The following is a 24,794-nucleotide window of genomic DNA, read 5'->3' as shown; positions in this document are numbered from 1 at the left end:
CTGCTTAGTTCAAACCTTTGAACTCAGCTTTACCGCGATATGCAGCATTAGTCAATTCTTCAATACGAAGTAATTGGTTATATTTCGCTACACGGTCAGAACGGCAAAGTGAACCAGTTTTGATTTGACCCGCTGCTGTACCCACTGCAAGATCTGCAATAGTTGAATCTTCAGTTTCACCAGAACGGTGTGAAATTACTGTAGTGTAACCATTTGCTTTTGCAAGGTAGATTGCATCTAGAGTTTCAGTCAACGTACCGATTTGGTTGTACTTGATCAGAATCGAGTTACCCACTTTTTCATTGATACCACGTTGAAGAATTTTAGGATTCGTAACGAATAGGTCATCACCAACCAATTGGATTTTGTCGCCAAGGATTGAAGTGAGGTAAGACCAACCTTCCCAATCAGACTCGTCCAAACCATCTTCAATTGAGATGATTGGGTATTGTTTTGCAAAACCAGCAAGGTAGTCAGCAAATTGGTTGCTTGTGAATGCTTTATTGCCTTCACCTGCAAGGATGTATTGACCATCTCTGTAGAATTCTGAAGATGCACAGTCAAGCGCAAGCATAATATCAGAACCTGCTTTGTAGCCAGTTTTTTCAATTGCTTCAAGAATTACTGTAATTGCTTCTTCGTTAGAACGAAGGTTCGGTGCAAAACCACCTTCATCACCAACTGCAGTATTTAGACCTTGTTTCTTTAAAACTGATTTTAAAGAATGGAAAATTTCAGCACCAGCGCGTAAAGCTTCAGAGAATGAAGTGAAGCCAACTGGCTCAATCATAAATTCTTGAATGTCTACGTTGTTGTCTGCATGTGAACCACCATTTAGGATGTTCATCATTGGAACAGGCATAGTCAAAATGCTGTTATTACGAAGGTCTGCGATGTATTGGAAAAGTGGAATTTTCTTTTCATCAGCAGCAGCGCGCGCAGCAGCTAGCGATACCGCTAAAGTTGCATTCGCACCTAATTTTTCTTTGTTTTCAGTACCGTCAAGCGCGATCATTGTGTTATCAATGTCTTTTTGTTCGAATACTGATTTACCCAACAATGCATCACGAATTACTGTGTTAACGTTGTTAACCGCAGTTTTAACGCCTTTACCTAAGTAACGAGCTTTGTCGCCGTCACGAAGTTCTAAAGCTTCACGAGAACCAGTTGAAGCACCAGATGGTGCACATGCACGGCCTACAACGCCAGAGGCTAAGATTACGTCTGCTTCGATGGTAGGGTTACCACGAGAGTCCAAAATTTCACGTGCACGAATGTCAACGATTTGGCTCATGAACAATTCCTCAGTTGATTAATAAAAATGATGCGTCAAAAGTGACGCATCAATGTGTATCGAATTAGTGTGTATCTAACTTTGCGAAACCTTTAACCAAGGTATCGAGTTCTTTTAACTGTGCCAAGAAAGGTTCCAACTGTGACATGCGTAGCGCACATGGACCGTCACATTTGGCATTTTCTGGATCTGGATGAGCTTCTAAGAACAAACCTGCTAAACCAGTCGCCATACCTGCACGTGCCAGTGTCGTGATTTGCGCACGACGACCACCAGCAGAATCCGCACGACCACCCGGCGTTTGAAGCGCATGTGTAACATCAAAGAACACCGGGACATTCATTTCTTTCATGATGTCAAAGCCCAACATGTCTACAACTAAATTGTTGTAACCAAATGCTGAACCACGTTCACAAAGAATCAGTTTGTCATTTCCTGCTTCCAAACACTTATGCAAAATATGACGCATTTCGTGTGGTGCGAGGAACTGTGCTTTTTTAATGTTGATGATGGCATCAGTTTTCGCCATCGCTTCAACAAGGTCAGTTTGACGGCTTAAAAATGCAGGAAGTTGGATAATATCCGCAACTTCAGCAACAGGCGCAGCTTGGTATGGTTCATGTACATCAGTAATAATCGGCACATTAAAGTGTTTTTTAATGTCAGCTAACCACTCGATTCCTTTTTCCAGGCCTGGGCCACGGAAAGAGTTCAAGCTTGAACGATTGGCTTTATCAAAACTTGCTTTAAACACATACGGAATATCCAAGCGTTTGCAGATATCCACATAGGTTTCAGCAATTTCAAAAGCAAGGTCTTTTGACTCAAGTACGTTCATGCCGCCGAATAGTACAAATGGCAAATGATTTGCCATTTGTATATCGCCTAAACGTACAATTTCCTGTGGTTTTAATTGTGACATTTAAACTCTTCCTGGTTTAGTCAAAAACACATTATTTCGCTTTTTGGTACTGCTTTTTAGCAGCATCAATAAAGCCTGCGAATAATGGGTGTCCATCACGTGGTGAACTTGTAAATTCCGGATGGAATTGTACAGCAATAAACCAAGGATGTTCAGGAATTTCAACAGTTTCAACAAGACGCTGTACTGGAGAATAACCTGAAATCTTCATGCCTTTTTCTTCAAGCACTGGGATATAACGGTTGTTCATTTCATAACGGTGACGATGACGTTCAACGATCTCTTCAGAACCGTAAACTTGTGCAGTTTTTGTTCCTGCAACCAATTCAGATTTTTGAGCACCAAGACGCATTGTGCCGCCTAAGTCAGAATCTGCATTACGTTGTTGAACTTCGCCGCGCTCATCTAACCATTCAGTGATTAGACCAATCAATGGTGATTTTGTAGAACGGTTAAATTCAGTTGAAGTTGCATCACTAATACCCGCAACGTTGCGCGCATATTCGATCACAGCCAACTGCATACCTAAACAGATACCAAGGAATGGCACACCGTTTTCACGTGCAAAACGAATCGCTTTCATTTTGCCTTCTGTACCACGTTCACCGAAGCCACCCGGCACTAAGATTGCATCCGCGTCTTTTAATACGTCGTTTACATCTTGGCTTTCAAGTTCTTCTGCATTGACGTAGTCGATTTGAACTTTCACACGGTTTTGAATACCCGCATGTAAAAGTGCTTCGTTTACAGATTTGTATGCATCTGGAAGTTCAACGTATTTACCAACCATCGCTACACGAACTGTATATTCAGGGTTCAGTAATGCATCTACAACGTTATCCCAGTCTGTAAGGTCAGCTTCTGGAAGATCGTTATAACCAAAACGTTCACAGATTAAATCATCAACGTTTTGTTCATAAAAAGTACGTGGAATTTGGTAAATTGAACGCGCATCTTTACATACCACAACTGCGCGTGCTTCAACGTTCGTAAATAACGCAATTTTACGTGTAGTGTCAGCATCAACATCATGTTCTGTACGGCAGATCAGGATGTCTGGTTGAATACCAATCGACAAAAGCTCTTTTACAGAGTGTTGAGTTGGTTTAGTTTTTAATTCAGCAGCTGACTTAATGTATGGGAGTAAAGTTAAGTGCATTAACATTGTGCGCTTATGACCTAGTTCGACCATAAGTTGACGTACAGATTCCATGAATGGGAGAGATTCAATGTCGCCTACTGTACCGCCGATCTCAACGATCGCAACGTCATAGCCTTCACCTGCGCGAAGAACACGTTCTTTAATATTGTCAGTAATATGTGGAATAACTTGAACTGTACCACCGAGGTAGTCACCACGACGTTCTTTATTCAAGACATCTTGGTACACTCGTCCTGAAGTAAAGTTGTTCAGTTTGGTCATTTTCGCACGACGCAAGAAACGTTCGTAATAACCCAAGTCTAAGTCAGTTTCAGCACCATCCTCTGTGACAAAAACTTCACCGTGTTGGAATGGACTCATAGTCCCTGGATCGACATTAATGTATGGATCCATTTTTACCATGGTTACTTTTAAACCACGGGCTTCTAAAAGCGCAGCCACTGATGCAGCTGAAATACCTTTACCTAGTGATGATACAACACCACCAGTAACGAAAATAAAATGGGTCATTAAGTTTCTCGTACAATGGAGCCTAAATTGGCCTACAATGTTGTGCGATTTTACTTTACTCTGTACCAAGAAAGCAAAGTCATTCCGCATCAATTCATAGAACAATTAACAATTGGCTATTGTAACAGCAATTATCATAAAAATTTAGAGTAAGTTCTTATCATTTCTATATTCTTATTTGCTGTTATAATGCAGTTATCCAATCCACACTTTTTTGTTTTGTGTAATTATGAATAAGAAACTTTTAATCTGCGGTGCAATCGCAACAGGTCTACTTCTTACAGCATGTGTAAAAAAAGAAGCACCAAAAGAAGAAGAACAGGAACAGGTTGAAGTTGCAGCATCTGAACCAACAGCATCTGTACCTACACAATTAGAACCAGTTGAAGAACAAGCAGTTGTTGAAGAACCGGCTCAGCAGCAAGTTGAAGTGATTCGTGAAGAAACACCGAATACAACAACTGAAATTCGTCGTGAACCTACTCCTCCTGCAGAAACTCCTGCTCCAAAAGCAGAAGCTCCTAAAGCGGCAGAAAAACCTGCACAAGCTGCTCAACCTAAACAAAACTCAGGTTCTGCACAGTCTGAAGATGACGCCGTGGCTGCTGCCATTGCTGCTGCAACACCAGCTTTAGAGAACTAAGATCGAAGTTTTATCAAACCAATGATCAAAAAAACCCGGCAAAAGTCGGGTTTTTTATTGTTTCTATGTAAATAAAAATCTGTACCCGACGATGCACTGTTTTTTCTCACAACTATTCTTGTAATTTTTCAGCTAAATATTCAATAAATAAACGAACACGTTTCGGTAAATGCTCTTGTTGATAATAGACAGCATGAATAAGCTGTTCATGTGGCTCAATTTGATCGTCTAAAAGTTGTACCAATCGCCCTTCTGCAATATCTTTTTCTAACATAAAAATCGAAAGACAAGCGATGCCCATCCCATGAATCGCAAGCTCACGTATCGTTTCACCATTTGACGCCTTGATGTTAGGGCGGATCGTCAGAGGTTTCCCTGCGACTTGGATCGGCCAAGTATTCATATGGGTAATTTGACTAAATCCAAGTAAAGCATGTGCGGTTAGCTCTTCAGCATTTTGCGGACGTCCATGCTGCTGAAGGTATTCAGGACTCGCCACCAAACACAGTCGACTCTTATAGATAAGTTTTGCATGCAAACTGGAGTCGTTTAATTTCCCAAAGCGAATTGCGACATCTGCTTTATGCTCTAATAAGTCAATCACTTGATCATGATTCACCAATTCAATCTGTATATGCGGATAACGCGCATTAAATTCTGGAATCAAGGGAACGATCATATGCAGAATAAACGAAATCGCAGAATCGACTCGCACCAAACCCGATGTATCTGCATCTAATTTCAGCAGGGAATCTTCCGCTTCGCTCAAATCATTCAATATCCGCCGTGTTTTTGCTAAAAACAATTGCCCCTCTTGCGTCAGCTTAATTTTGCGGGTAGTTCGTTCCAACAAGGTTACATTTAATTTAGATTCCAGGCGCTGTAATGCGCGGCTGACGCCAGATGCTGTTTGATCCAGTCTTTCTGCTGCTTTGATAATAGAGCCACTATCTACAATAACAGTAAAAGCCTGCAGCTCCTCAATGGTCGATTTCATTGCATATTCTAATTCGTGATTTTTAATCAATAATATATTCCAAACTCATGCATTTTTCTTCAATAAAATTAGCAGCACAATAGCATCAACTCAAAAAAGAGAATTCCTGATGATTGTTCCTCAATTTGGTGTCGGCACCTTCCGTTTGACAGGTGACACTGTCATTCATTCTGTTAAAACTGCCTTAGAAGTTGGATATCGTGCTGTAGACACCGCACAAATCTACGGTAATGAAGCAGAAGTAGGCCAAGCAATCGATGAAAGTCAGGTCAATCGAGCTGATATTTTCTTAACCACGAAAATTTGGACTGAAAATTATGCTGCCGACAAACTGATACCCAGTCTAAAAGACAGCTTAATTAAATTAAGGACGGATGCAGTTAACCTCACACTTATTCATTGGCCTGCACCTGCACTTGGAGTCAATATTCCAGAATTAATGGGACATTTACTTGAGGCAAAAAAACAAGGATTGACTGAGCATATTGGTGTATCTAATTTTAATATTGAGCTCACTCAACAAGCCATTGATCACATCGGGCTGGAAAATATTGCAACCAATCAAATTGAACTGAGTCCATATTTGCAAAATCAAAACTTGGTCAATTATCTGCAAGCGAACAATATAGATGTCACATCCTATATGACTTTGGCCTATGGCAAAGTTTTGCAAGACCCAACGCTGTTAAACATTGCAGCCGAACACCAAGTCACTTCGGCCCAAATTGCACTCGCATGGGCACTGCAAAAAGGTTATGCCGTGATTCCATCATCAACCCAACGTGAACATTTAATCAGCAATTTAAAAGCTCAAGAAATTCATTTAACACCAGAACAGATGCAGGCCATTGTCACACTAGACAGAAATGCGCGTGAAGTGAACCCACCTGAACTTGCTCCAGTGTGGGATATTTAATATGAAATTCAATTTTCCATTAATTGCATTAGCCGCAGGTGCTTTTGCAATTGGCACAACAGAATTTTCACCGATGGGTTTTTTGCCTGAAATCGCAGCAGATTTATCGGTTTCCATTCCTCAAGCGGGCTTACTGATTAGTGCCTATGCCGTTGGCGTCATGATTGGTGCCCCATTGATGACCTTATGGTTAGCACGTTTTCCTAAACGTACTGCCCTTATTTTACTAATGGCAATCTTTACCATCGGTAATATTTTGGCAACGATTGCACCCAATTATCTCGGTTTAATGGCTGCACGTTTGGTGACTAGCTTAAATCATGGTGCATTTTTTGGCTTAGGTTCTGTCGTTGCAGCGAGTGTTGTGCCGAAAGATAAACAAGCCAGTGCCGTTGCTATGATGTTTATGGGCTTGACCATTGCCAATATTGGCGGCGTGCCACTCGCAACGTGGGTGGGGCAAAATATCGGTTGGCGTATGTCTTTTGCCGCTATTACCTTACTGGGCATCATCACCATGTTGGCATTATGGAAATCACTACCTCATCAGCAACAGACCGAAAAACCTGATGTACGAGCAGAGTTAACAGTATTAACACGCATGCCTGTTGTTTTAGCACTGCTCACCACAGTCATGAGTGCTGGAGCGATGTTCGCGCTCTATACCTATATAGCACCGAGCTTAAAAGTCTTTACCCATGCAAGCCCTGAGCTTATCACTTTCATGTTGGTCTTAATCGGGATCGGATTTTCAATCGGTAACCATTTCGGTGGTAAGTTTGCAGATCAGTCTTTAGATAAAACCTTGATTGGCTTTTTAGTCTTACTCATGCTGATGATGCTGTTATTTCCAATTTTAGCAACAACCACCATTGGCGCGGCGATTGCATTAATCATCTGGGGAGCAGCAGCCTTTGCCGTTGTACCACCTTTACAAATGCGTGTTATGACAGTCGCTCACGATGCCCCTGGCCTTGCTTCTTCTGTGAATATTGGTGCATTTAATCTTGGAAATGCATTGGGTGCAGTCGCAGGTGCCGCAGTGCTAAATCTTAACCTAAGCTATGCTGCGGTGTCTTATGCAGGCGCTACACTGAGCGCTATAGCGTTGATTTTAGTATTGATACAGATGAAGCTTAAACCTCAAATTACTGCATGTTGCGCACAAGCTGAGTAACACATACTTAAAATAGCCTACCTAAAGTAGGCTATTTTTTAGTTCGCATATAACTTTAAAAAATCTGCCATCAATTTGGTTGCCCATGAATGGGTGTCGACTAAACCTTCATAATAACCACAGTGACTGCCTTTTTTAGTGGTCACCACCACTACATTCGGCAAAGAACGGATTAATTCTTTATAGGGTTCAAAGTTTTGAATGTGGCAAATAGGATCGTCTTCGGCATTTAAAATCATCAAAGGAATTTTAAGATTTTCAAATACATAAATTGGGTTGGTGGATTTGGCATAACTTTCATAATCAGTAAAACCCGCCATTTGAAAATATGTACGTTCAAACTGCGCCAGATCTTTACTTTTTAGGACTTCAATTATAGATGGAGTCGTTGACCATGTTGCAGAATAGGGTTCTACAAATTTCTGAAAGAGCTTCTTGGTCATCATTTTACTGTAAAAAGGATGTACATTTTTAAAGCCAAGCTCGGTGTCATAGCCCGGACATAAAGCAAAAGCCGCTTTAAATGGTGTTTCCTCCCCTTGTTCGCCTAAATAGCGGACCAATAACCCCGTTCCTGCAGATGAACCGACGCCATACAAATTCGATTCGGGAAATTTCTGCTGAATAAAGGCAATCTGTTCACGTAGGTCATCTGTTGAACCAAATAAGTTTATTTTGGCAACTGGCATAGGCAAATTGGCATGACCGCGTCTTAAACACAGTGCAATACGCCAACCAGTATATAGATGAAGATCCCGAACCACTTCTCGCATACTTTCAGGCGTTCCTGTAATCGTATGCATGAGCACCACGGTTGGTACATCTGCAGGCAAATCTAAGCCCAACCATGCAATGGCTGTGATCCCTCCATCAGCCATGGTCAGTTGTTCTATGGCATCGTATTTGAGTTTCATTTGGCGCTTTTTAATGACATCAAAATACAGTAAATGTGCATGGGTATTCGACAGCCAAGGCGTAGGACGATATTTTTCATGTAGTTGCTTTAACTTCGGCAGCACATGTTTCATTTGCCCTTCAGGATGATAATAAAGCTGTGGTAATTCTGCACCGATGGCATGATCTACAAAATTTAAAAGAGCCTGACGCCCTTTATGAATCACATTATTCATTGACCTTACCTTCACCTCGCTTCGCACCACAGCAAATTATTCCAATCTTTTCACTTTGACTAACAATGCCCATTAAAAAAAACGTATCTACAAAACCATATCTCGCTAGCAATATTTGTTTGCTTAAGCCTCATAAGCAAAAAGCATGACAATATCCATCATGCTTTTTATCATTCTGTGATGAGCATTTAAAAATCAGCAGATTTAAGGCTGATATTGCATAATGCGCTCACCCATTTTCGCAGCCAATGCTTCCAACCCACTTTTCGGACGGAGCATGACTTCAAAATCTATCATCTGTCCTTGTTCATTAAACTGAATCATGTCGATCCCTTTTAACTTTTTCTCTCCAACATTGGCAGAAAACTCAAGCACCACATTTAAACCATCTTCTGAGTAAAACTCACGGTGATAGGTAAAATTTTCAAAAATTTGAATCACATTGGTCAAAATAAAAGTTACTACAGGCTTACCTGGATATGGGTTAAACGCGACAGGTGAACGAAACACCACATCCTCTGCCAAGAGTTCATTTAAAATATTCATATCCCGTGTGTTAAGCATTTCGTGCCAACGTGCAACAGATTTTTTTGTTGTTTCAATAGTCATGTTTATGTCCTTTTTTTTGATGAATCATTTCCCTTTCCTCAAACTCCTCTCCCAAATGGAGAGGAAGCACGACAACTGCATATTAAATTGAATGAAGTTGTCGTGGTTTAGTATGAGGCTGATTAAATCACCGCAGCCAAATCTGCACCTTGACGAATGGCACGTTTAGCATCTAACTCACCTGCTTCTTTCGCACCACCAATCAAATGCACATTTTTCCCATCTGCTTGTAGCTGTTCATACATCGCGGTATAGGATTCCTGACCTGCACAAATCACCACATGATCAACATCTAAAATACGTGGTTGACCATCAACGGTAATATGCAAACCTTGATCATCAATTTTGTCGTAGCTTGCACCCGCAATCATTTTCACATCGCGGTGTTTCAAACCTGTACGGTGAATCCAACCCGTGGTTTTACCTAAGCCAGCACCGACCGATTTAGCCTTACGTTGCAATAAATACACTTCACGCGGCGATTCTTCGACGTCTGGATGTTTCAAGCCACCGACTTGTGCATAAGTGGTATCAATACCCCATTCATCATAAAATTTCTCAGGATTGAGGCTACCGCTTTCACCTTCATGCGTTAAATATTCAGCCGTATCGAAACCAATACCGCCTGCACCAATGATCGCAACACGTTTGCCAACAGGTTGACGTTCACGTAATACCTGTAAATAGCTCAATACTTTTGGATGATCAATACCATCTATATCTAACTGACGCGGTGTTACACCCGTCGCCACCACGATGTAATCAAAATCAGACTGAGCTAATTCTTCATACGTTGCTGTATGGTTCAATACCAATTTAATCTGAGGCAATAGTTCTATTTTACGTTTGAAATAACGCAGCGTTTCATAAAACTCTTCTTTACCAGGAATCGTTTTCGCAATATTAAACTGTCCACCAATTTGGCTCGATGCTTCAAAAATAGTTATGTTATGACCACGCTCTGCAGCATAAGTTGCAAAGCTTAAACCTGCAGGTCCCGCACCAATCACAGCAATATTTTTCACCTGTGCAGATTCTTTAAAAATCAGTTCAGTTTCATAGCAAGCTTGAGGGTTAACCAAACATGTTGCAATTTTCATCGAGAAAATATGATCTAGACAGGCTTGGTTACAACCAATACAGGTATTAATTTCATCACTACGACCTTGTTCTGCTTTTTCCACAAAACGTGGGTCAGCCAGCATTGGACGTGCCATGGACACCATATCTGCATCACCCGAAGCAAGTACGTGCTCAGCCATTTCAGGAGTGTTAATACGGTTTGAGGTGATTAAAGGAACATTCACAATACCTTTTAATTTCTTGGTCACCCATGTAAATGCAGCACGTGGCACTTTGGTTGCAATGGTCGGAATACGCGCTTCATGCCAACCAATACCGGTATTGATAATGGTTGCACCAGCTTTTTCAATGGCTTTTGCAAGTTGTACAACTTCTTCGAAAGTCGAACCACCTTCAACCAAATCCAGCATAGAAAGACGGTAAATAATAATAAAATTTTCACCGACTAATTCACGCGTACGACGCACGATCTCAATTGGAAAACGAATCCGGTTTTCATAACTGCCACCCCATTCATCATCACGGTGGTTGGTACGTGCAGCAATAAACTCATTAATTAAATAACCTTCTGACCCCATGACTTCTACACCGTCATAACCCGCTGTCTGTGCTAACTGAGCACATTTGGCAAAATCATTGATCGTGCGTTCGACGTCTGCTGTGCTTAAAGCTTGCGGTTTTACTGGGTTAATTGGTGCTTGAATAGATGAAGGTGCAACATTATTGGCTTGATACGAGTAGCGACCTGTATGCAAAATCTGCATCGCAATTTTACCGCCAGCATCATGTACCGCCTGCGTAATCACTTTATGTTTTTCTGCTTCTTCTAAAGAATCTAATTTTGAGCCACCAGCAAATGTCACACCATCATCATTTGGAGAAATACCACCAGTTACAATCAGACCTACACCACCTTTCGCACGCTCCGCATAAAACGCTGCCATGCGCTCATAGCCACCCGGTGCTTCTTCCAGACCAATATGCATAGAACCCATCAATACACGGTTCTTTAGCATTGTAAAACCTAAATCTAGTGGTGCCAATAAATTTGGATAATTTGACATTTTTTCTCCTTAGCGTGCTGAAAAGCTGGCTATTTTTATCTTCACTTGTATACGAGCTTTCTCTTTCCATCTACGTATACAATATTTTTGCAACTTGTTGCACTAATTTATATGCGAGATTTGATTCTTATGCAACATGTTGCATAATAAAAAGTACAAAACTATTTTGACTGAGCCATATATGTCTTTAGCCCATGTTTTACTCACGAGCTTACTTGAAAAACCGAGTACAGGAATCGACCTTGCACGCCGTTTTGACCGCTCTATGGGCTTTTTTTGGAATGCAACACATCAGCAAATCTACCGTGAACTCAATGGCATGCTGCAAAAAAGCTGGATCAGCACCATTGAAGATGAGCACAGTACAACCCGTAAAAAAACCTACCAAGTTGAACAGCTTGGACGTGTTGAATTAGCCAATTGGATGGTTGAGCAAAGCCCTCCGGCTCAGTTACGTGAAGAGTTGATGGTCCGTTTACGTGCAGAAGCTCAGCTGGGTACAAATGGCGTATTACCCGAATTAGAACGTCATCTAGAAATTCACAAAGAAAAACTAAAAGTGTACCAGTCTATTTTTGCAAAAGACTTTGCACATGCGCATGATGAAGACCGTACTTTGTACATTCATAAAATGATTTTACAGCTTGGGATTGATTTGGAAATCGGTTGGATCAAATGGCTTGAAACCATCATTCCACAGTTGCATAAATTTAATCGCTAAAACAAAAAAATAAATAGGAAGCCGCATGCCGCACTATACAATGCCAGATCAACAACAACTATATGTTCGTGAATATGGTCAAGGAGAACCAATCCTGGTTTTATCTGGACTCGGCATGCAAAGTTGGCAATGGCACCCTTTTCTATATCAACACCGAAAGCATTTTAAATTTATCATTCCAGACTGGCGTGGATTTGGCGGCTCTAAACATTGTCAAATTCCCAATATGGACACCATTTCAAGCCATTGGCGAGATATTGACAGCTTAGTTTCCCAGCTTGGTTACGATAAAATCACGGTGATTGCATACTCCATGGGGGCAACGACCACCATGCACGGTTTAAAATACGGTCAGTTTGCCGAAAAAATTAAACGTTATTTGCACATCGATCAAACGCCTAAAATTAGAGTAGATGAAGATTGGCAATATGGTTTATATGGCAAACGTCACACTGAGTTTTTAAGTATTTTAGAAGACATCTCGAAGGTACTTGTAACTAACCTCTCCGTGCCATTTGCACAGCAGATGAATAAACATGACCGTCAAGGTCTGGTCGATGCTTGGTTAAGATTCATAGACTTACAAAATAGCAATCCTTATGCATTATCCGCTTTCCGTTTTGCATACCAACAACCAACTTTACAGAAGCTAATGTTACCATCACAAAGTGTGGCCTATTTATATTGGTATATTCAAAATTATTTGAATCATACTGAAGATTATCGTGAAGCCATTGCAGCACTCACCGCACCAACAACTTTTTTCATAGGTGCAAAATCGATCCTCTATCCTGCCCAAGGTCAAAAAATTATTGCTGACAGCCTAACCAATGCAGAGCAAATCATTTTTAAGAAATCGGGGCACACGCCATTGCTCAGTGAACCGGTCAAATTTAGCCGTGAAGTCACCAAGTTTTTAAAACAAGCGGTCTAATAACACTAAATCAAAAAAATAGGCTCAAAACTTTCAAGATTGAGCCTATTTTTGTATGAAGGAAAGTGTTACTTAACTGTTTGCTTCTAAATTGAATTTCAAATTTAACGTTATTATTACTTTTTTAAATAAGCACTAGAAAACCCGACGATCGTATTCAATTGCTTCCAAATCATATACTTGGTAAACACAATCAAATAAAGGACGTGCCAATTCCCCTTCATCATCATTCCGCACAATCAAATAAATTTGGCTAATGGCAGCACTGTCCGATAATTTCACATAATTCACATGCCTAAACTGCATAATTTGTACAGATTCAGGAACAATACAAATGCCTTCGCCTGCGGCAACCATGCCTAGTGATTGTTGCAAATCTGCTTGAGTATTAAAGCGTTTCGGCTCCATACCATATTCTAAAAACAACGACTTGATCAGCGTTGCATAACTTTGACCATCCGTTGCTGGATAGATAAAAATCTGCTCATCTTTGAGATTATTTAATGCAATCTGCTGCTGTGAAGATAAAGGATGACTCGAATGCACCGCAACAATTAGTGGCTCTTCACGCAATAGCACACGTTTAACCGCCTGATCCGACACTCGAACTCGGCTAAAACATGCATCAACCCGACCTTCTTTTAATGCCTGAATCTGATCGACTGCACTCAGTTCAATTAAATTTACATTTAAGTGTGGATATTGCTGACGGAACAAATAAACAATTCGAGGTAATAAACCACAGAGTAACGAACCGCCATACCCAATATTAATGGTACGTTCTGTAGCACTGGCCCGCTGCGTAATGAGCTTAATTTCTTCTGCATTGGAAAGTAATTTCACAGCTTGCTGATAAAAGAAACGTCCAATGGTGGTGGTTCTTAAAGGACGGCTGCCACGCTCAAAAAGCTGTGCCCCCAACTCTTCTTCTAAATTTTGAATTTGACGACTTAAAGGAGGTTGAGCAATAAATAGCTTTTCAGCAGCCTTCGTAAAACTCTGTTCTTCTACAACGGCAACAAAGTAACGTAAATGTCTTAATTCCATGACATTGTCCTTTAATGTCGAATTTCTTTCATAATGGTCTTTTATTTGAATATATCAGGACGACACTCAAATCACATCCTTCAAATTCGGTTATTTAAAAGATGTATACACCACATTTATTGTTTGGTCATGCTAATGTGAAACGATTACAAGGTTAACCCGACTTTAGTATTGGCAATTTTGCTCAATCTTCTCACATGAAAAACTACAAAACGTGATTGACTTCATGAAACAATTCAAGTTAATTAGCAAAATCGTTGCAAATATGGAATAAGAACAGTGCTGAGTGATCTAGATGATTTTTATTGTTTTGCCCAAGTGGTCGAACATGGTGGTTTTAGTGCAGCCGAACGTGCAACAGATATTCCAAAATCAAAACTGAGTCGTCGGGTCTATAACTTAGAAGAACGTTTAGGTGTCCGCCTGATTCAACGTAGTTCACGACATTTTGCTGTTACAGATATTGGTATGAATATCTACCGCCATGCACAAGTTATGATGAATGCCGCTCAAGCCGCACATGATTTGGTTGATCATCTCAGTACGCAGCCGCGCGGCTTAATTAAAGTCAGCTTACCTGTTTCCATCGCGCAAAATGAAATGACCAAAATATTGCCTGAATTTTTAAAGCAATATCCAGAAATCAAAGTGCAAATGATGGTGACCAATCGACGCGTAGATATCATTAATGAAGGCTTCGATCTTGCGCTACGTGTACGTTCAAATCTAGACGACGACCCTAATTTAGTCATTCGTAAATTTGAAACGATTGAGCAGCACTTATTTGCCAGTCAGGCGTATCTGAATAAATTTGGTGAACTCAAACAACCTGAAGATTTATCTCAGCATCAAATATTAAGTATGGCGGATGAGCATCTCGATCAACATATTATTGTGACCGATGCACAGCATCATCAGAAAAAAATCAAAGTTAACCCAACCGTGATGGGCTCTGACCTGTCTATGTTAGCTGCACTGGCCTGCCAAGATTGTGGCGTGGTGTTATTACCCGACAGTATTGTGTCCGATCACGTGAAATCAGGTGCTTTGGTTCGTGTACTACCTGAGTGGAAAGCTGCACATGGTATTTTCCATGCAGTTTATCCATCTCGTCGTGGCTTACTACCTGCTGTACGTGTATTCATTGATTACTTAGTTGAAAAACTCAGCCAACATGAACACGCTAAATTTTAAGCAAAAAAAAGCTTACCCATGTGATGGGTAAGCGAAAACTTAAAAACTAAGTAAAATCAGAAACTACAGCAGAATCTGTAGGGCTATTGTATAAATAAAATACATCTTTATTAAATCGTTAATAGCTCTAACTGATTTTTTGAGCTATAGGCAAAGCCTTACAAATTAAGACTTAGAGAAATGTAGTTAGTCTTAAAAACGATAACGTCCATAACCACCACGAACTCCTAGACTAAAGTCAAAAAATATACAACTGTATAATTTTATTTAACTTCAATCATTTGGACACAGTAGATATGGCATTAACAACACTACAGAGCTTAGATCGCGGGATATGCGCCTGTACCCTCTGGCCATGGAGATAACAACTCAAAACCAGTATCGGTTACAACAACCATATGTTCCCACTGTGCCGATAAAGAACGGTCTGCAGTAATTACTGTCCAGCCGTCTTTTAACTCTTTAGTACGTGCTTTACCGCTATTAATCATCGGTTCAATGGTAAAGACCATGCCTTTTTTCAGAATGACACCTTGACCCGGTTGACCATAGTGTAAAACACTTGGTTGCTCATGATAAACCTTACCAATCCCGTGACCACAGTATTCACGTACAATGCTGTAGCCTTCACGATGAGCAACTTGTTGAATGGCATAGCCTACATCACCCAATGTTGCTCCCGGTTTAACAGCATGAATCCCTGCAACCATCGCTTCGTAGGTAGTTTCGACTAACTTTTTAGCCGCAGGCGAAACCTCACCCACATAGTACATACGACTGGTATCACCAAAATAACCATCTTTAATGATGGCAACATCAATATTGATAATGTCACCATCTTTCAATACGGTTTCTTTCGAAGGAATACCATGACAAACCACTTCATTCGGTGAAATGCAGGTGGTTTTGGTATAGCCATAGTAGCCAACGTTGGCAGGAATCACTTTAAGTGTGTTGACGATAAAATCATTACAAATATCGTCGAGATATTCAGTGGTCACGCCCGGCTTGACATACTCCCCGATCATCTCTAAAACCTGAGCAGCTAAACGACCTGAAATACGTAATTTTTCAATATCTTGCTCGGTTTTAATCGTGATTTTGGAAGCTTTCATCTGAATATCCTCAAATTTGAATACACCGAATTATAGACCTTTTAGATTTTTTTTGTTTTATTCAGCCAATATTTCTGCATTTATTCGGCTTATAGCATCCTATTTAGTGCTGAAAATTAGAACAATTGATTTATATCTGATAAATCTTAATAGCTAAACTTATTCCTATAAAAATTTTATATACAATAAATTTCTTTTATTTATCATAAATATAAATAAAACATTATTTTATCTGTCAATATATTCATGATTCGTATTATAAAAACTATCTATACGATTTATAAATTTTGCTCCAAAAACGAGCTTAATTGCACTAAAATTGCCTTTTTTCACAGTTCATCTCCCCTTTATGACAAGTCTTCGTACACGGGATATTGTTGCCTTAGGTTTTATGACCTTCGCACTGTTTATTGGTGCAGGTAACATTATTTTCCCACCAATTGTCGCACAGCAAGCGGGTGAACATGTTTGGTTAGCTGCATTTGGTTTCTTGATCACTGCAGTTGGTCTACCTGTCATCACGATTATTGCTTTGTCGCGTGTTGAAGGTTCTATTCAAGTTTTAAGTTCGCCTTTGGGTAAAGCAGCCAGCATTATCCTTACTGTCGCGTGTTACTTAGCTGTTGGACCTTTATTTGCAACACCTCGTACAGCTACCGTTTCTTATGAAATTGGTTTCTCTTCTTATTTTGGTAACAGCGCAAACAGTCTGCTGATTTATAGCGTGATTTATTTTGCATTGGTGACGATTGTTTCACTTTACCCAAATAAAATTTTAGATACCGTAGGTTATTTCCTTTCACCACTCAAGATTTTAGGCCTCGTTATACTGGGTATCTCTGCGTTCTTTATCCCTGCCGGTGTGATTCCACCTGCAATTGATAACTACGTAACTGCACCAGTTTCTGAAGGTGTAGTAAATGGTTATTTAACCATGGATACATTAGGCGCTTTAGTTTTTGGTATTGTGATCGTCAAAGCCATTACTTCACGCGGCGTAACGGATAGTAAGCTCGTCACCAAATATGCTGTCATTGCCAGTATTATTTCTGGTATTGGACTTACACTGGTATATATCAGCTTATTCAAACTCGGTATGGGCAGCCATGATATTGCTCCAAATGCAACAAATGGTGCAGTGATCCTGCATGCATATGTACAACATGCTTTTGGTGATATGGGCGCTTATTTCCTATCTGCAATGATTTTTGTTGCATGTATGGTGACCGCAATTGGCTTAACCTGCGCATGTGCTGAATATTTCTCAGAATTGACTAAAATTCCATACAAAGTTTTTGTGTTCATTTTAGTTGGCTTCTCACTGCTTATTTCAAACTTAGGTTTAACCAAACTCATTGCCGTTTCAGTTCCTGTTTTAAGTGCGATTTATCCACCTGCGATTGTAGTTATCCTACTGAGCTTCTGCTCTAAATGGTTTATTTCACCATCACGAGTTATTGCGCCTGTTACCGCATGTGCGTTTATTTTCGGTATTTTTGACGGTTTAAAAGTGGCTGGTTTCGAAGATGCACTTCCAAGCTTTATTGCCAATCTACCGCTTGCTCAACAAAATTTAGCATGGCTGATCCCTTCTGCGATTGTGCTGATTATTGCTGCTGTAATTGACAAAGTTAAAAAATAACCTTTTTTGACCTGTCTAAAATCGGAGTTTTACCCGAATGACGATTTTACCTGTGACCAATAATTGTCGAGTTTTACCCAAACTGACATTTATTTGTCCTACTACAGCGCAATAACCCTAAGTCATTGAACTTTTAAATAAAGTTTTATTTTCATGATGAGAAAAAAAGCCAGCCCTTTGGCTACAAAATATAATAATAGTTAAAATACAAATACTTTCTGCAAAATACACCGTACACAAACTCCATGATTAAGCCCGATTCAGACTGTAAGCTAGGCGGTTTCTTGTCATAAAGCCGATATACCCGTGTTGGTATATATATTGCTTATTCATACATAGATATTATGCATCGACCATTTTACTCACCAGTCAACACCTTTAGATTCATAATATTTAGTATATGAATAAAATGATTATTCTTATATGATGATCTAACATAGTTTTATGACAAAATAATGACATTTACTATTGAAATACTTCTAGTTTCGAAGTACAACAGTAGTTCAAACCTGACCAAAATCATGGGTTTTGGCTAAACAACAACACGGAGGGGTGGAGATGTTATCAGTACATTTCAAAAAGCAATTCTTCATTAACGCTCTGAAGGCAAATAAGAACATGGTGACCTATACAAGCACCACTATTGCTCTCATGCTGACACTACTTATTCAAGGCTTAATACAAGGAAATTTAAGACCTGAATACTTTGCTTATGCGCTTATTGTCTCGGTGGCCTTTTATTTATGGGCAGTCATTGACCACAAATATCGAAAGCAAAAATCAACAGAATTTTAAGTTAGAAGATGGATGAGGCATCATCCATCTTGAAAAAAGAAAAGATGCCATTCCCCACCTTCTCGTTCATTCAATCCATTTTAAATAATAATACAAATAATCCCTAAAATAACCATAAAATCATCAGCCTTTTCTCATGAATTTTCGATTCTATTTAACTTCAAATTTTGTTTTATAAATTCTTCTACATAGCCATCGTCTGCACTTTAAAAGCTTTTAGTTCTTGATTAGCTTCCAATCTCATGCAAACCATTTCTAATTGATATTGCTTTGTTTAAAACCAAAATTTAACGATGACTCCGAAGAGCAATCCGAGTGTTGCAATTAACTCGCCTATCACCAATCCAAGCATTGCCATACTCATCATCCATTTAGGTAAATGCCATTTGCCTAAGACGTGCGGGACTTTAAATTGATTGGTGGTATCAGCTAAAAAGCCATGCAGCACATAGCTTAAAATCGAAAAGCTAAAAAAGAACAAATTGATGATTACAAAGAGTAAATTGAGCGCGTGAGGAAGTGCTGAAAAATAGGCCAATACCGCCAAAATGAGTGTCGCTGGCGCGTATAACAAACTGCTCCGATGTGCTATATCGACATAATAATGCGCACGTGCCAGTTCAGACTGTCTTATTTGTGCATATTTCCACACACCCGTGAGCATACCTACCCATAAATAAATCCCACTAAAGACTATCGCAATTTTTACTGCACCCGAAAGTTGAAGCATGTCCATTTTAATTTACATCCATTGTTCAATTACACGCATTATTTTTATCTGTATTTCTTCTGCAATAGTACTTGCTTCAAACCTGTTATGACATGACTTTAGAGTCATACTCTTTTCAGGTTTCTTTTTGGAACTTGTGTAAATTAGAGGCATCGGAATACATCCATAAAGTTTGAATCATGTCATCATCTGAAAAACTCACGATTCATTGCCAAGACGGCTATTCGCTGAGTGCGCGCTTTTATCCGCACCAGACAGACCTAAAACAGGTTTTACCTGTGTTGATTTGTCCAGCTACAGGCATTACCAAGCAATTTTATAATAGCTATGCAACATGGTTGAGCCAACAAGGCTATGACGTTTTAGTTTTCGATTTTCGTGGTATTGGTGAGTCGCTACATAGCCCTTTAAAACAATCGACAGCAAGTATTGTGCAATGGGGGCAGCTCGATATCCCTGCGGCAATCGACGCTTTAATCAGTAAAACGCAAGCGCCTAAAGTGATATTACTCGGTCATAGTGCAGGCGGGCAATTATTAGGTATCGTTCCAAATTATGACAAAGTTGCCAAAGTAGTTGCTGTTTCTGGCTCTACAGGACATGTTAAAGAACTTAAAGGTCGCACCAAGCTTTTAGCTCCGGTGATGTTTAATATGATCTTCCCGATTGCACGCTATACCATTGGCTATGGGCCGACCAATGCGATTGGCATGGGGGAAAATTTGCCAAAAGATGTAGCTCGTGAATGGGCTGAATTTTGTAGCAAACCTGGTTATGTCATCAATGCCTTAGGCAAAACTGTTCAGCATGATTTTCATCAAAAAGTGAGCTGCCCGATCACTGCCGTATGGAGCTCCGATGACGAAATTGCCACGGAAGCCAATGTCAAAGACTTGCTGCGCTTATACCCGAATGCTTCGACTCAAATGATTGAGTTAAAACCGAAAGAAACAGGTCATAAAGCCATCGGACATATGTTGATGTTTAAATCATCACATCAAAACCTATGGCCGATCATTGAACAACAGTTACACGCTTAAGTTTTTACCACTCAGTCAGTAATCCGGCTGAGTGGTCTTTTTATGGACTGCACAATAATTTCTACTTTTAGATTCATTCAAACTGCCTGACAGCTTACATATTCTATTTTCTATCTTTAAAATCTGCACTGAACGTCCAAGTGTACTTATTTTCATCAGCCGACTATTGCAAAAAATGATATAACTAATTTTTCTCAATTATATTCTATTTTGGCATGAGTGAAGCACGACACAACCTCGACAGAATTGATCGCTTAATATTATCCGCATTAAGAGAAGATGGACGACTCACCATAGCCCAGCTGTCTGAACGTGTTGGTCTCTCCTCTTCGCCGTGTTGGACACGCTTAAAGCGTCTAGAAAATTTAAAAATTATCGACGGCTATACAGCCAACATCAACCCAAAATCGATTGGGATCAATGAATTATTCTTTATTGAAATCACATTAGAACGTCACGACGATGAAATTTTAGATCAATTTAGTGAAACTTTAGCCAATATGCCAGAAGTAGTAGAAGCACATTTAGTCACTGGCGATTATGATTATTTGGTGAAAGTTGCAGTTAAAAATGCTGAACACTATGAGCGTTTTTTACGTAAAAATTTATATTCTATGAAAGGTATACGCCATACCCGCTCTATTTTTGCACTACGACAATTAAAATCTGCCAGCAGTGCTGACCTCATGATGATTGAGTAATGAGCCCATATAGATCTAATCTATAAGATGACTTTAAAATTTAAGGGCAATTGAGTTCAGCACTCAATTGCCCTATTTATGTGTTCTAATCTATATAGCCATCTTTTTTCAATTTTTTATCTGTCAAATACTCACGTATGACCAATGTTGCAATAATAATGATGGCTTCTAAGATCGCTACTGTGACGGTTAGTTTGGTAAATACTTCGACACTGAGCAACTCAAACCATAATTGAGCGATGGCTAATAAACCCCATAAAACTGAAATAATAAGTGCACTAAAGACACCGTATTTCATTTTTCTCTCTCCAAAACAACTACATAAGCTTCGCGCTTCCAAAAAAGCAGCATACGACGAATATCCTTTTCCATTGTAATCACCGCCCAGCCTTGCTGTGCATTTTGATTTAAAAAATTGGTGAATTTAACAGGATCAACTTTTGAAGAGCCAAGCAGCAAAGATCCCAGCATACCTTCTTGATAGATAACAACTTTATATTCTTTCATCAATATAGTTCTTTATGGTTATAGTGAAATGAACAAATGTTCAGAGCAAAGTATAACGATCGCTTTTTCCTAAAACAACAAAGTTTTAACTGTCAATTTACTCAGCATTTTTTTCAATTTTATGCTTTAATATACACAGTATGAGATGAGCCTTATATGAGTATCACGCGAGTGATACGACTAGCCCCAACCATGGGGCTTTTTATTGTTTTCTACTCAGCTCACATTGTTGTGTTTCATTGTTCAATTCTGACAGAACGAGACTGTGAATTTCACATGTTTTCACAGGGTCCTGCTCATAAGCCGAATTAAACCATGCAGCAGCTTTTTCAAAATCTTGCTGTACGCCTAGCCCACCTAAATAAAAACTTGCTACGCTAATTTTTCCGTTCAAATCATTTGCTTCCGCAGCCTTTAAAATCCATGGATAAGCTTTTTTATAATTCGGCTTTCCATCTGTACCTGTATAGTAAATCATGCCTAACCGGTGCTGATACTTTGCCAATCCTTTTTCTGCTAAAAGTACTGTAGGTTTTTCTGCAAGCAGTAGATCATTCTTCGTATAGTAGTAATAGTCGGCTAATTGTTCGATATCTTCCTGCTTACCTTTATGAGCAAATTCAATTAAAAGACTTTCAAATTTTTTATCATTCCTTGGAATGAGTTCATATTTATTCATGATCAAAAGCATACGCTTTGAATCATCTAAGTTCCTTTCAGCACCGATCTCAAACCATTTTGCGGCTTCTGCATAATCTACTTTTACTCCTACACCTTTGTAATACATCAATCCCAAATTTTGATTTGCTGAGCGATGCCCTAAGGCAGAAGCACGCTTATACAGCGCTATGGCTTCAGGCAGATTAATCTCCACACCTTCTAGCCCCATATGTTTCAGTACAGCCAAATCATAAAGCGCCTGTTTATCGTTATTTTTTGCTTGAACGATGGTCTTTCGGACATCAATTTCGGCTGAAAAGGTTATAGAAAATGGAAGTGCTGTTAATACAAATAGCATGAACAATTTGATGTAAGGTAAATGATATTTTAAAACTTTCATTGTTTATTATTCTTGATCAATAAGATGGTGAAAAATGAAATGCTAAAGCACTCTATCTAGATGCTTTAGCATTTTTAAAGCTATATATAGTATTAACCAAAGAAGCCTATCGTTGCCTGAATGACCACAGCATTGACAATATCTACAAAGAATGCCCCTGTCAAAGGAATAATCAAAAAGGCTTTATGTGATGGCCCATAGGTATTGGTCACTGCCTGAATATTGGCAATCGCTGTCGGTGTTGCACCCAAATTTACACCACATTGCCCTGCACAAAGTACGGCTGCGTCATAGCTTTTTCCCATGATCCTAAAAGTTACAAAGTATAGATACAGTGCTAAAACTAGGGTTTGTACCAGTAAAATAATCACCAGCGGGCCTGCAAGATCTGCCAATAACCAGAGCTGCAATGACATCAGCGCCATGGATAAAAATAATGCCAAGGATGCGTTACCAAATACATCGATACAGCGATCAAACATTTCAATTTTAAAGCCAAGTTCAAGGGTGTTTCTTAAAAATACACCACACGCTAAAGCCCAAACGAAGGTAGGTAATTCAAACCACTGTCCACGAGCAAACTCTGTCATGAAATAAGCAAAGCTGATACAGATGGCAAACATCCCCATCGTTTTGACGGCATCATCTGCGGTAATTAAACGAGTTTTTTCAGGATATTCGAATGGTGCCGTTTCAGATGCAGGCGGTGCTTCATTACGCCCTGATGTCGGTACAAGTTCTTCTGCCAACTGAAAACGGCGGATGAGGAATTTCGCCACTGGCCCGCCCATCATGCCGCCAATCACCAAGCCGAAGGTTGCACTTGCCATACCGAGTACGACTGCACCTTGTATACCATGATCTTGTTCAAAGACTGTACCCCATGCGCCTGCTGTACCGTGACCACCTGTAAGTGTTACGGAACCTGTAATTAAGCCGATGAGTGGATTTAATCCCAAAACTTTGGCCAAACTGATGCCAACGATATTTTGCAGCATGACAAATACAATCACACAGCCTAAAAACAGTACCAGTGCTTTTCCGCCTTCTTTGAGTTTTCCAAGACTTGCGCTCAAGCCTACCGATGTAAAGAACATCAGCATGAATATTTGCTGAATTTTGGCATCAAAATTTACGGTGATATTAAAGTTTTTAAATAATATAAATGTGATAATCGCAGCGACCAAACCGCCTGCTACAGGTTCAGGAATGTTGTATTTTTTCAGGATTGAAATTTTGTGTACGAAGAAATAACCGATAAATAAAACCAAAACCGCCACGACAATTGTCAAAAAAGCATCTAGCTCATAATTCATAATTTAATCTTAAGTGCTCAATTTTATTTACCTTTTTACATAATCATTGGAGTTTTTTCAGCTAGAAAAATGTAAATAAGCTATTTACCCCCCTTCTTCTACTACACATTTTTGAAGTCTAATAAGTGAAATAAATAAAAATGCTCAGCGTATGTGATGTGCTAAGCATTGGTCGTTTATGACTGAAAAACAGGAATTTTGAGACATTATTTGATATCGAATACCCAGTTATGCGCCTCTTTATCACTGGTGGTTTCACAGACATAGTAATCTTGATCCCAAGCATCTTGGTTAAAGATTTCTTTTTTGTGGTAAGTCACCTGTTTGCCATTTTCGACGCAGACAAAGCTTTCACCTTGGTCTTTGACTTGGGTTCCGTTGAGGAAGCCACCAATACAGAGGAATCGGGATTGTTTGGGCACTGATCTATGCTACTGTAAAATAATATTAGTTGTGATTAAACGTTGTATTCTTAGAACTGTAAA

25 protein-coding genes are annotated in these 24,794 nt (G+C 39.6%); 10 read left to right on the top strand and 15 right to left on the bottom strand.

What is annotated here, in order from left to right:
- Window positions 1–4: 4 nt before the first annotated feature.
- The 3 genes from eno to MST18_RS06705 form a co-directional block, all read right to left on the bottom strand.
- Complete coding sequence (gene eno / locus MST18_RS06715; protein ID WP_180133171.1) at window positions 5–1,294, bottom strand: phosphopyruvate hydratase; 1,290 nt, start codon at window positions 1,292–1,294, stop codon at window positions 5–7.
- Between the two features lie 64 nt (window positions 1,295–1,358).
- Window positions 1,359–2,216 carry a 3-deoxy-8-phosphooctulonate synthase gene (gene kdsA, locus MST18_RS06710; protein WP_078188522.1) on the bottom strand — a complete coding sequence of 286 codons (858 nt, stop codon included), beginning with the start codon at window positions 2,214–2,216 and terminating at the stop codon, window positions 1,359–1,361.
- 31 nt (window positions 2,217–2,247) lie between these two features.
- The gene (locus tag MST18_RS06705; protein ID WP_078188523.1) at window positions 2,248–3,888 is read right to left on the bottom strand and encodes a CTP synthase; all 1,641 of its coding nucleotides are present in this window, start codon (window positions 3,886–3,888) and stop codon (window positions 2,248–2,250) included.
- 229 nt (window positions 3,889–4,117) lie between these two features.
- Here MST18_RS06705 and MST18_RS06700 point away from each other — a divergent pair, with 229 nt between their 5' ends.
- Window positions 4,118–4,531, top strand: a complete 414-nt coding sequence (locus MST18_RS06700; protein ID WP_180133169.1) for an internalin — start codon at window positions 4,118–4,120, stop codon at window positions 4,529–4,531.
- A 112-nt stretch (window positions 4,532–4,643) separates the two neighbouring features.
- Here MST18_RS06700 and MST18_RS06695 read toward each other — a convergent pair whose 3' ends face one another.
- On the bottom strand, window positions 4,644–5,528 hold the full coding sequence (locus MST18_RS06695) for a LysR family transcriptional regulator (RefSeq protein WP_180133199.1): 885 nt from the start codon (window positions 5,526–5,528) through the stop codon (window positions 4,644–4,646).
- A 109-nt stretch (window positions 5,529–5,637) separates the two neighbouring features.
- Between MST18_RS06695 and dkgB the strand changes: the two genes are divergently transcribed.
- The gene (dkgB, locus tag MST18_RS06690; RefSeq protein ID WP_180133168.1) at window positions 5,638–6,444 is read left to right on the top strand and encodes a 2,5-didehydrogluconate reductase DkgB; all 807 of its coding nucleotides are present in this window, start codon (window positions 5,638–5,640) and stop codon (window positions 6,442–6,444) included.
- A gap of 1 nt (window position 6,445) precedes the next feature.
- Window positions 6,446–7,621 (top strand): MFS transporter, encoded by a 1,176-nt coding sequence (locus MST18_RS06685; RefSeq protein WP_180133166.1) that lies wholly within the window; start codon window positions 6,446–6,448, stop codon window positions 7,619–7,621.
- Window positions 7,622–7,659: 38 nt separating this feature from the next.
- On the opposite strand, the gene MST18_RS06680 is transcribed toward MST18_RS06685, so the two are convergent.
- The 3 genes from MST18_RS06680 to MST18_RS06670 form a co-directional block, all read right to left on the bottom strand.
- Window positions 7,660–8,751, bottom strand: a complete 1,092-nt coding sequence (locus MST18_RS06680) for a YheT family hydrolase (RefSeq protein ID WP_180133164.1) — start codon at window positions 8,749–8,751, stop codon at window positions 7,660–7,662.
- A 204-nt stretch (window positions 8,752–8,955) separates the two neighbouring features.
- Window positions 8,956–9,360: a nuclear transport factor 2 family protein gene (locus MST18_RS06675; RefSeq protein WP_078193923.1), complete on the bottom strand. Its 405-nt coding sequence runs from the start codon at window positions 9,358–9,360 to the stop codon at window positions 8,956–8,958.
- A gap of 122 nt (window positions 9,361–9,482) precedes the next feature.
- Window positions 9,483–11,507 (bottom strand): NADPH-dependent 2,4-dienoyl-CoA reductase, encoded by a 2,025-nt coding sequence (locus MST18_RS06670; protein ID WP_180133163.1) that lies wholly within the window; start codon window positions 11,505–11,507, stop codon window positions 9,483–9,485.
- 181 nt (window positions 11,508–11,688) lie between these two features.
- Between MST18_RS06670 and MST18_RS06665 the strand changes: the two genes are divergently transcribed.
- Window positions 11,689–12,228, top strand: coding sequence for a PadR family transcriptional regulator (locus MST18_RS06665; RefSeq protein WP_180133161.1), 540 nt, complete (start codon window positions 11,689–11,691; stop codon window positions 12,226–12,228).
- A 25-nt stretch (window positions 12,229–12,253) separates the two neighbouring features.
- A complete protein-coding gene (locus tag MST18_RS06660) occupies window positions 12,254–13,162 on the top strand; it encodes an alpha/beta fold hydrolase (RefSeq protein ID WP_180133160.1) in 909 nt (302 codons plus the stop codon).
- 135 nt (window positions 13,163–13,297) lie between these two features.
- Here the strand turns inward: MST18_RS06660 and MST18_RS06655 are convergent, their stop codons facing one another.
- Window positions 13,298–14,209: a LysR family transcriptional regulator gene (locus MST18_RS06655; protein ID WP_078188530.1), complete on the bottom strand. Its 912-nt coding sequence runs from the start codon at window positions 14,207–14,209 to the stop codon at window positions 13,298–13,300.
- Window positions 14,210–14,488: 279 nt separating this feature from the next.
- On the opposite strand from MST18_RS06655, the gene MST18_RS06650 reads away from it, so the two are divergent.
- A complete protein-coding gene (locus MST18_RS06650; RefSeq protein ID WP_078188531.1) occupies window positions 14,489–15,403 on the top strand; it encodes a LysR substrate-binding domain-containing protein in 915 nt (304 codons plus the stop codon).
- Window positions 15,404–15,723: 320 nt separating this feature from the next.
- Here MST18_RS06650 and map read toward each other — a convergent pair whose 3' ends face one another.
- On the bottom strand, window positions 15,724–16,518 hold the full coding sequence (gene map, locus MST18_RS06645) for a type I methionyl aminopeptidase (RefSeq protein ID WP_078188532.1): 795 nt from the start codon (window positions 16,516–16,518) through the stop codon (window positions 15,724–15,726).
- A gap of 349 nt (window positions 16,519–16,867) precedes the next feature.
- On the opposite strand from map, the gene brnQ reads away from it, so the two are divergent.
- Window positions 16,868–18,160, top strand: a complete 1,293-nt coding sequence (brnQ, locus tag MST18_RS06640; RefSeq protein WP_180133159.1) for a branched-chain amino acid transport system II carrier protein — start codon at window positions 16,868–16,870, stop codon at window positions 18,158–18,160.
- A 558-nt stretch (window positions 18,161–18,718) separates the two neighbouring features.
- Entirely contained in the window at window positions 18,719–18,955 is a 237-nt protein-coding gene (locus MST18_RS06635; RefSeq protein ID WP_078188534.1) for a hypothetical protein, read from the top strand.
- Between the two features lie 274 nt (window positions 18,956–19,229).
- Here MST18_RS06635 and MST18_RS06630 read toward each other — a convergent pair whose 3' ends face one another.
- Window positions 19,230–19,691, bottom strand: a complete 462-nt coding sequence (locus MST18_RS06630) for a hypothetical protein (protein WP_180133157.1) — start codon at window positions 19,689–19,691, stop codon at window positions 19,230–19,232.
- 173 nt (window positions 19,692–19,864) lie between these two features.
- Between MST18_RS06630 and MST18_RS06625 the strand changes: the two genes are divergently transcribed.
- Both MST18_RS06625 and MST18_RS06620 read left to right on the top strand, forming a co-directional pair.
- Entirely contained in the window at window positions 19,865–20,725 is an 861-nt protein-coding gene (locus MST18_RS06625; protein WP_180133156.1) for an alpha/beta fold hydrolase, read from the top strand.
- A 215-nt stretch (window positions 20,726–20,940) separates the two neighbouring features.
- Entirely contained in the window at window positions 20,941–21,426 is a 486-nt protein-coding gene (locus MST18_RS06620) for an Lrp/AsnC family transcriptional regulator (RefSeq protein WP_078188537.1), read from the top strand.
- Window positions 21,427–21,511: 85 nt separating this feature from the next.
- On the opposite strand, the gene MST18_RS06615 is transcribed toward MST18_RS06620, so the two are convergent.
- From MST18_RS06615 to MST18_RS06595, 5 genes are all read right to left on the bottom strand, one after another.
- On the bottom strand, window positions 21,512–21,724 hold the full coding sequence (locus tag MST18_RS06615; RefSeq protein ID WP_180004964.1) for a hypothetical protein: 213 nt from the start codon (window positions 21,722–21,724) through the stop codon (window positions 21,512–21,514).
- Window positions 21,721–21,933 carry a DUF4177 domain-containing protein gene (locus MST18_RS06610; protein ID WP_078193931.1) on the bottom strand — a complete coding sequence of 71 codons (213 nt, stop codon included), beginning with the start codon at window positions 21,931–21,933 and terminating at the stop codon, window positions 21,721–21,723. Before MST18_RS06610 ends, MST18_RS06615 begins: the two co-directional genes overlap by 4 nt.
- 202 nt (window positions 21,934–22,135) lie before the next feature.
- The gene (locus MST18_RS06605; RefSeq protein WP_180133155.1) at window positions 22,136–22,993 is read right to left on the bottom strand and encodes a tetratricopeptide repeat protein; all 858 of its coding nucleotides are present in this window, start codon (window positions 22,991–22,993) and stop codon (window positions 22,136–22,138) included.
- A gap of 92 nt (window positions 22,994–23,085) precedes the next feature.
- Window positions 23,086–24,309, bottom strand: coding sequence for a sodium/glutamate symporter (gene gltS / locus MST18_RS06600; RefSeq protein ID WP_180133154.1), 1,224 nt, complete (start codon window positions 24,307–24,309; stop codon window positions 23,086–23,088).
- Between the two features lie 206 nt (window positions 24,310–24,515).
- Window positions 24,516–24,731, bottom strand: coding sequence for a hypothetical protein (locus MST18_RS06595; RefSeq protein ID WP_180040400.1), 216 nt, complete (start codon window positions 24,729–24,731; stop codon window positions 24,516–24,518).
- Window positions 24,732–24,794: the final 63 nt, after the last annotated feature.

The organism is Acinetobacter sp. YH12068_T, assembly GCF_024606005.1.
In the GTDB taxonomy this organism is placed as follows: Bacteria; Pseudomonadota; Gammaproteobacteria; order Pseudomonadales; family Moraxellaceae; genus Acinetobacter; species Acinetobacter amyesii.
The sequence above is the reverse complement of the archived record's forward strand: the minus strand, read 5'-3'. Positions and strand labels throughout refer to the sequence as shown.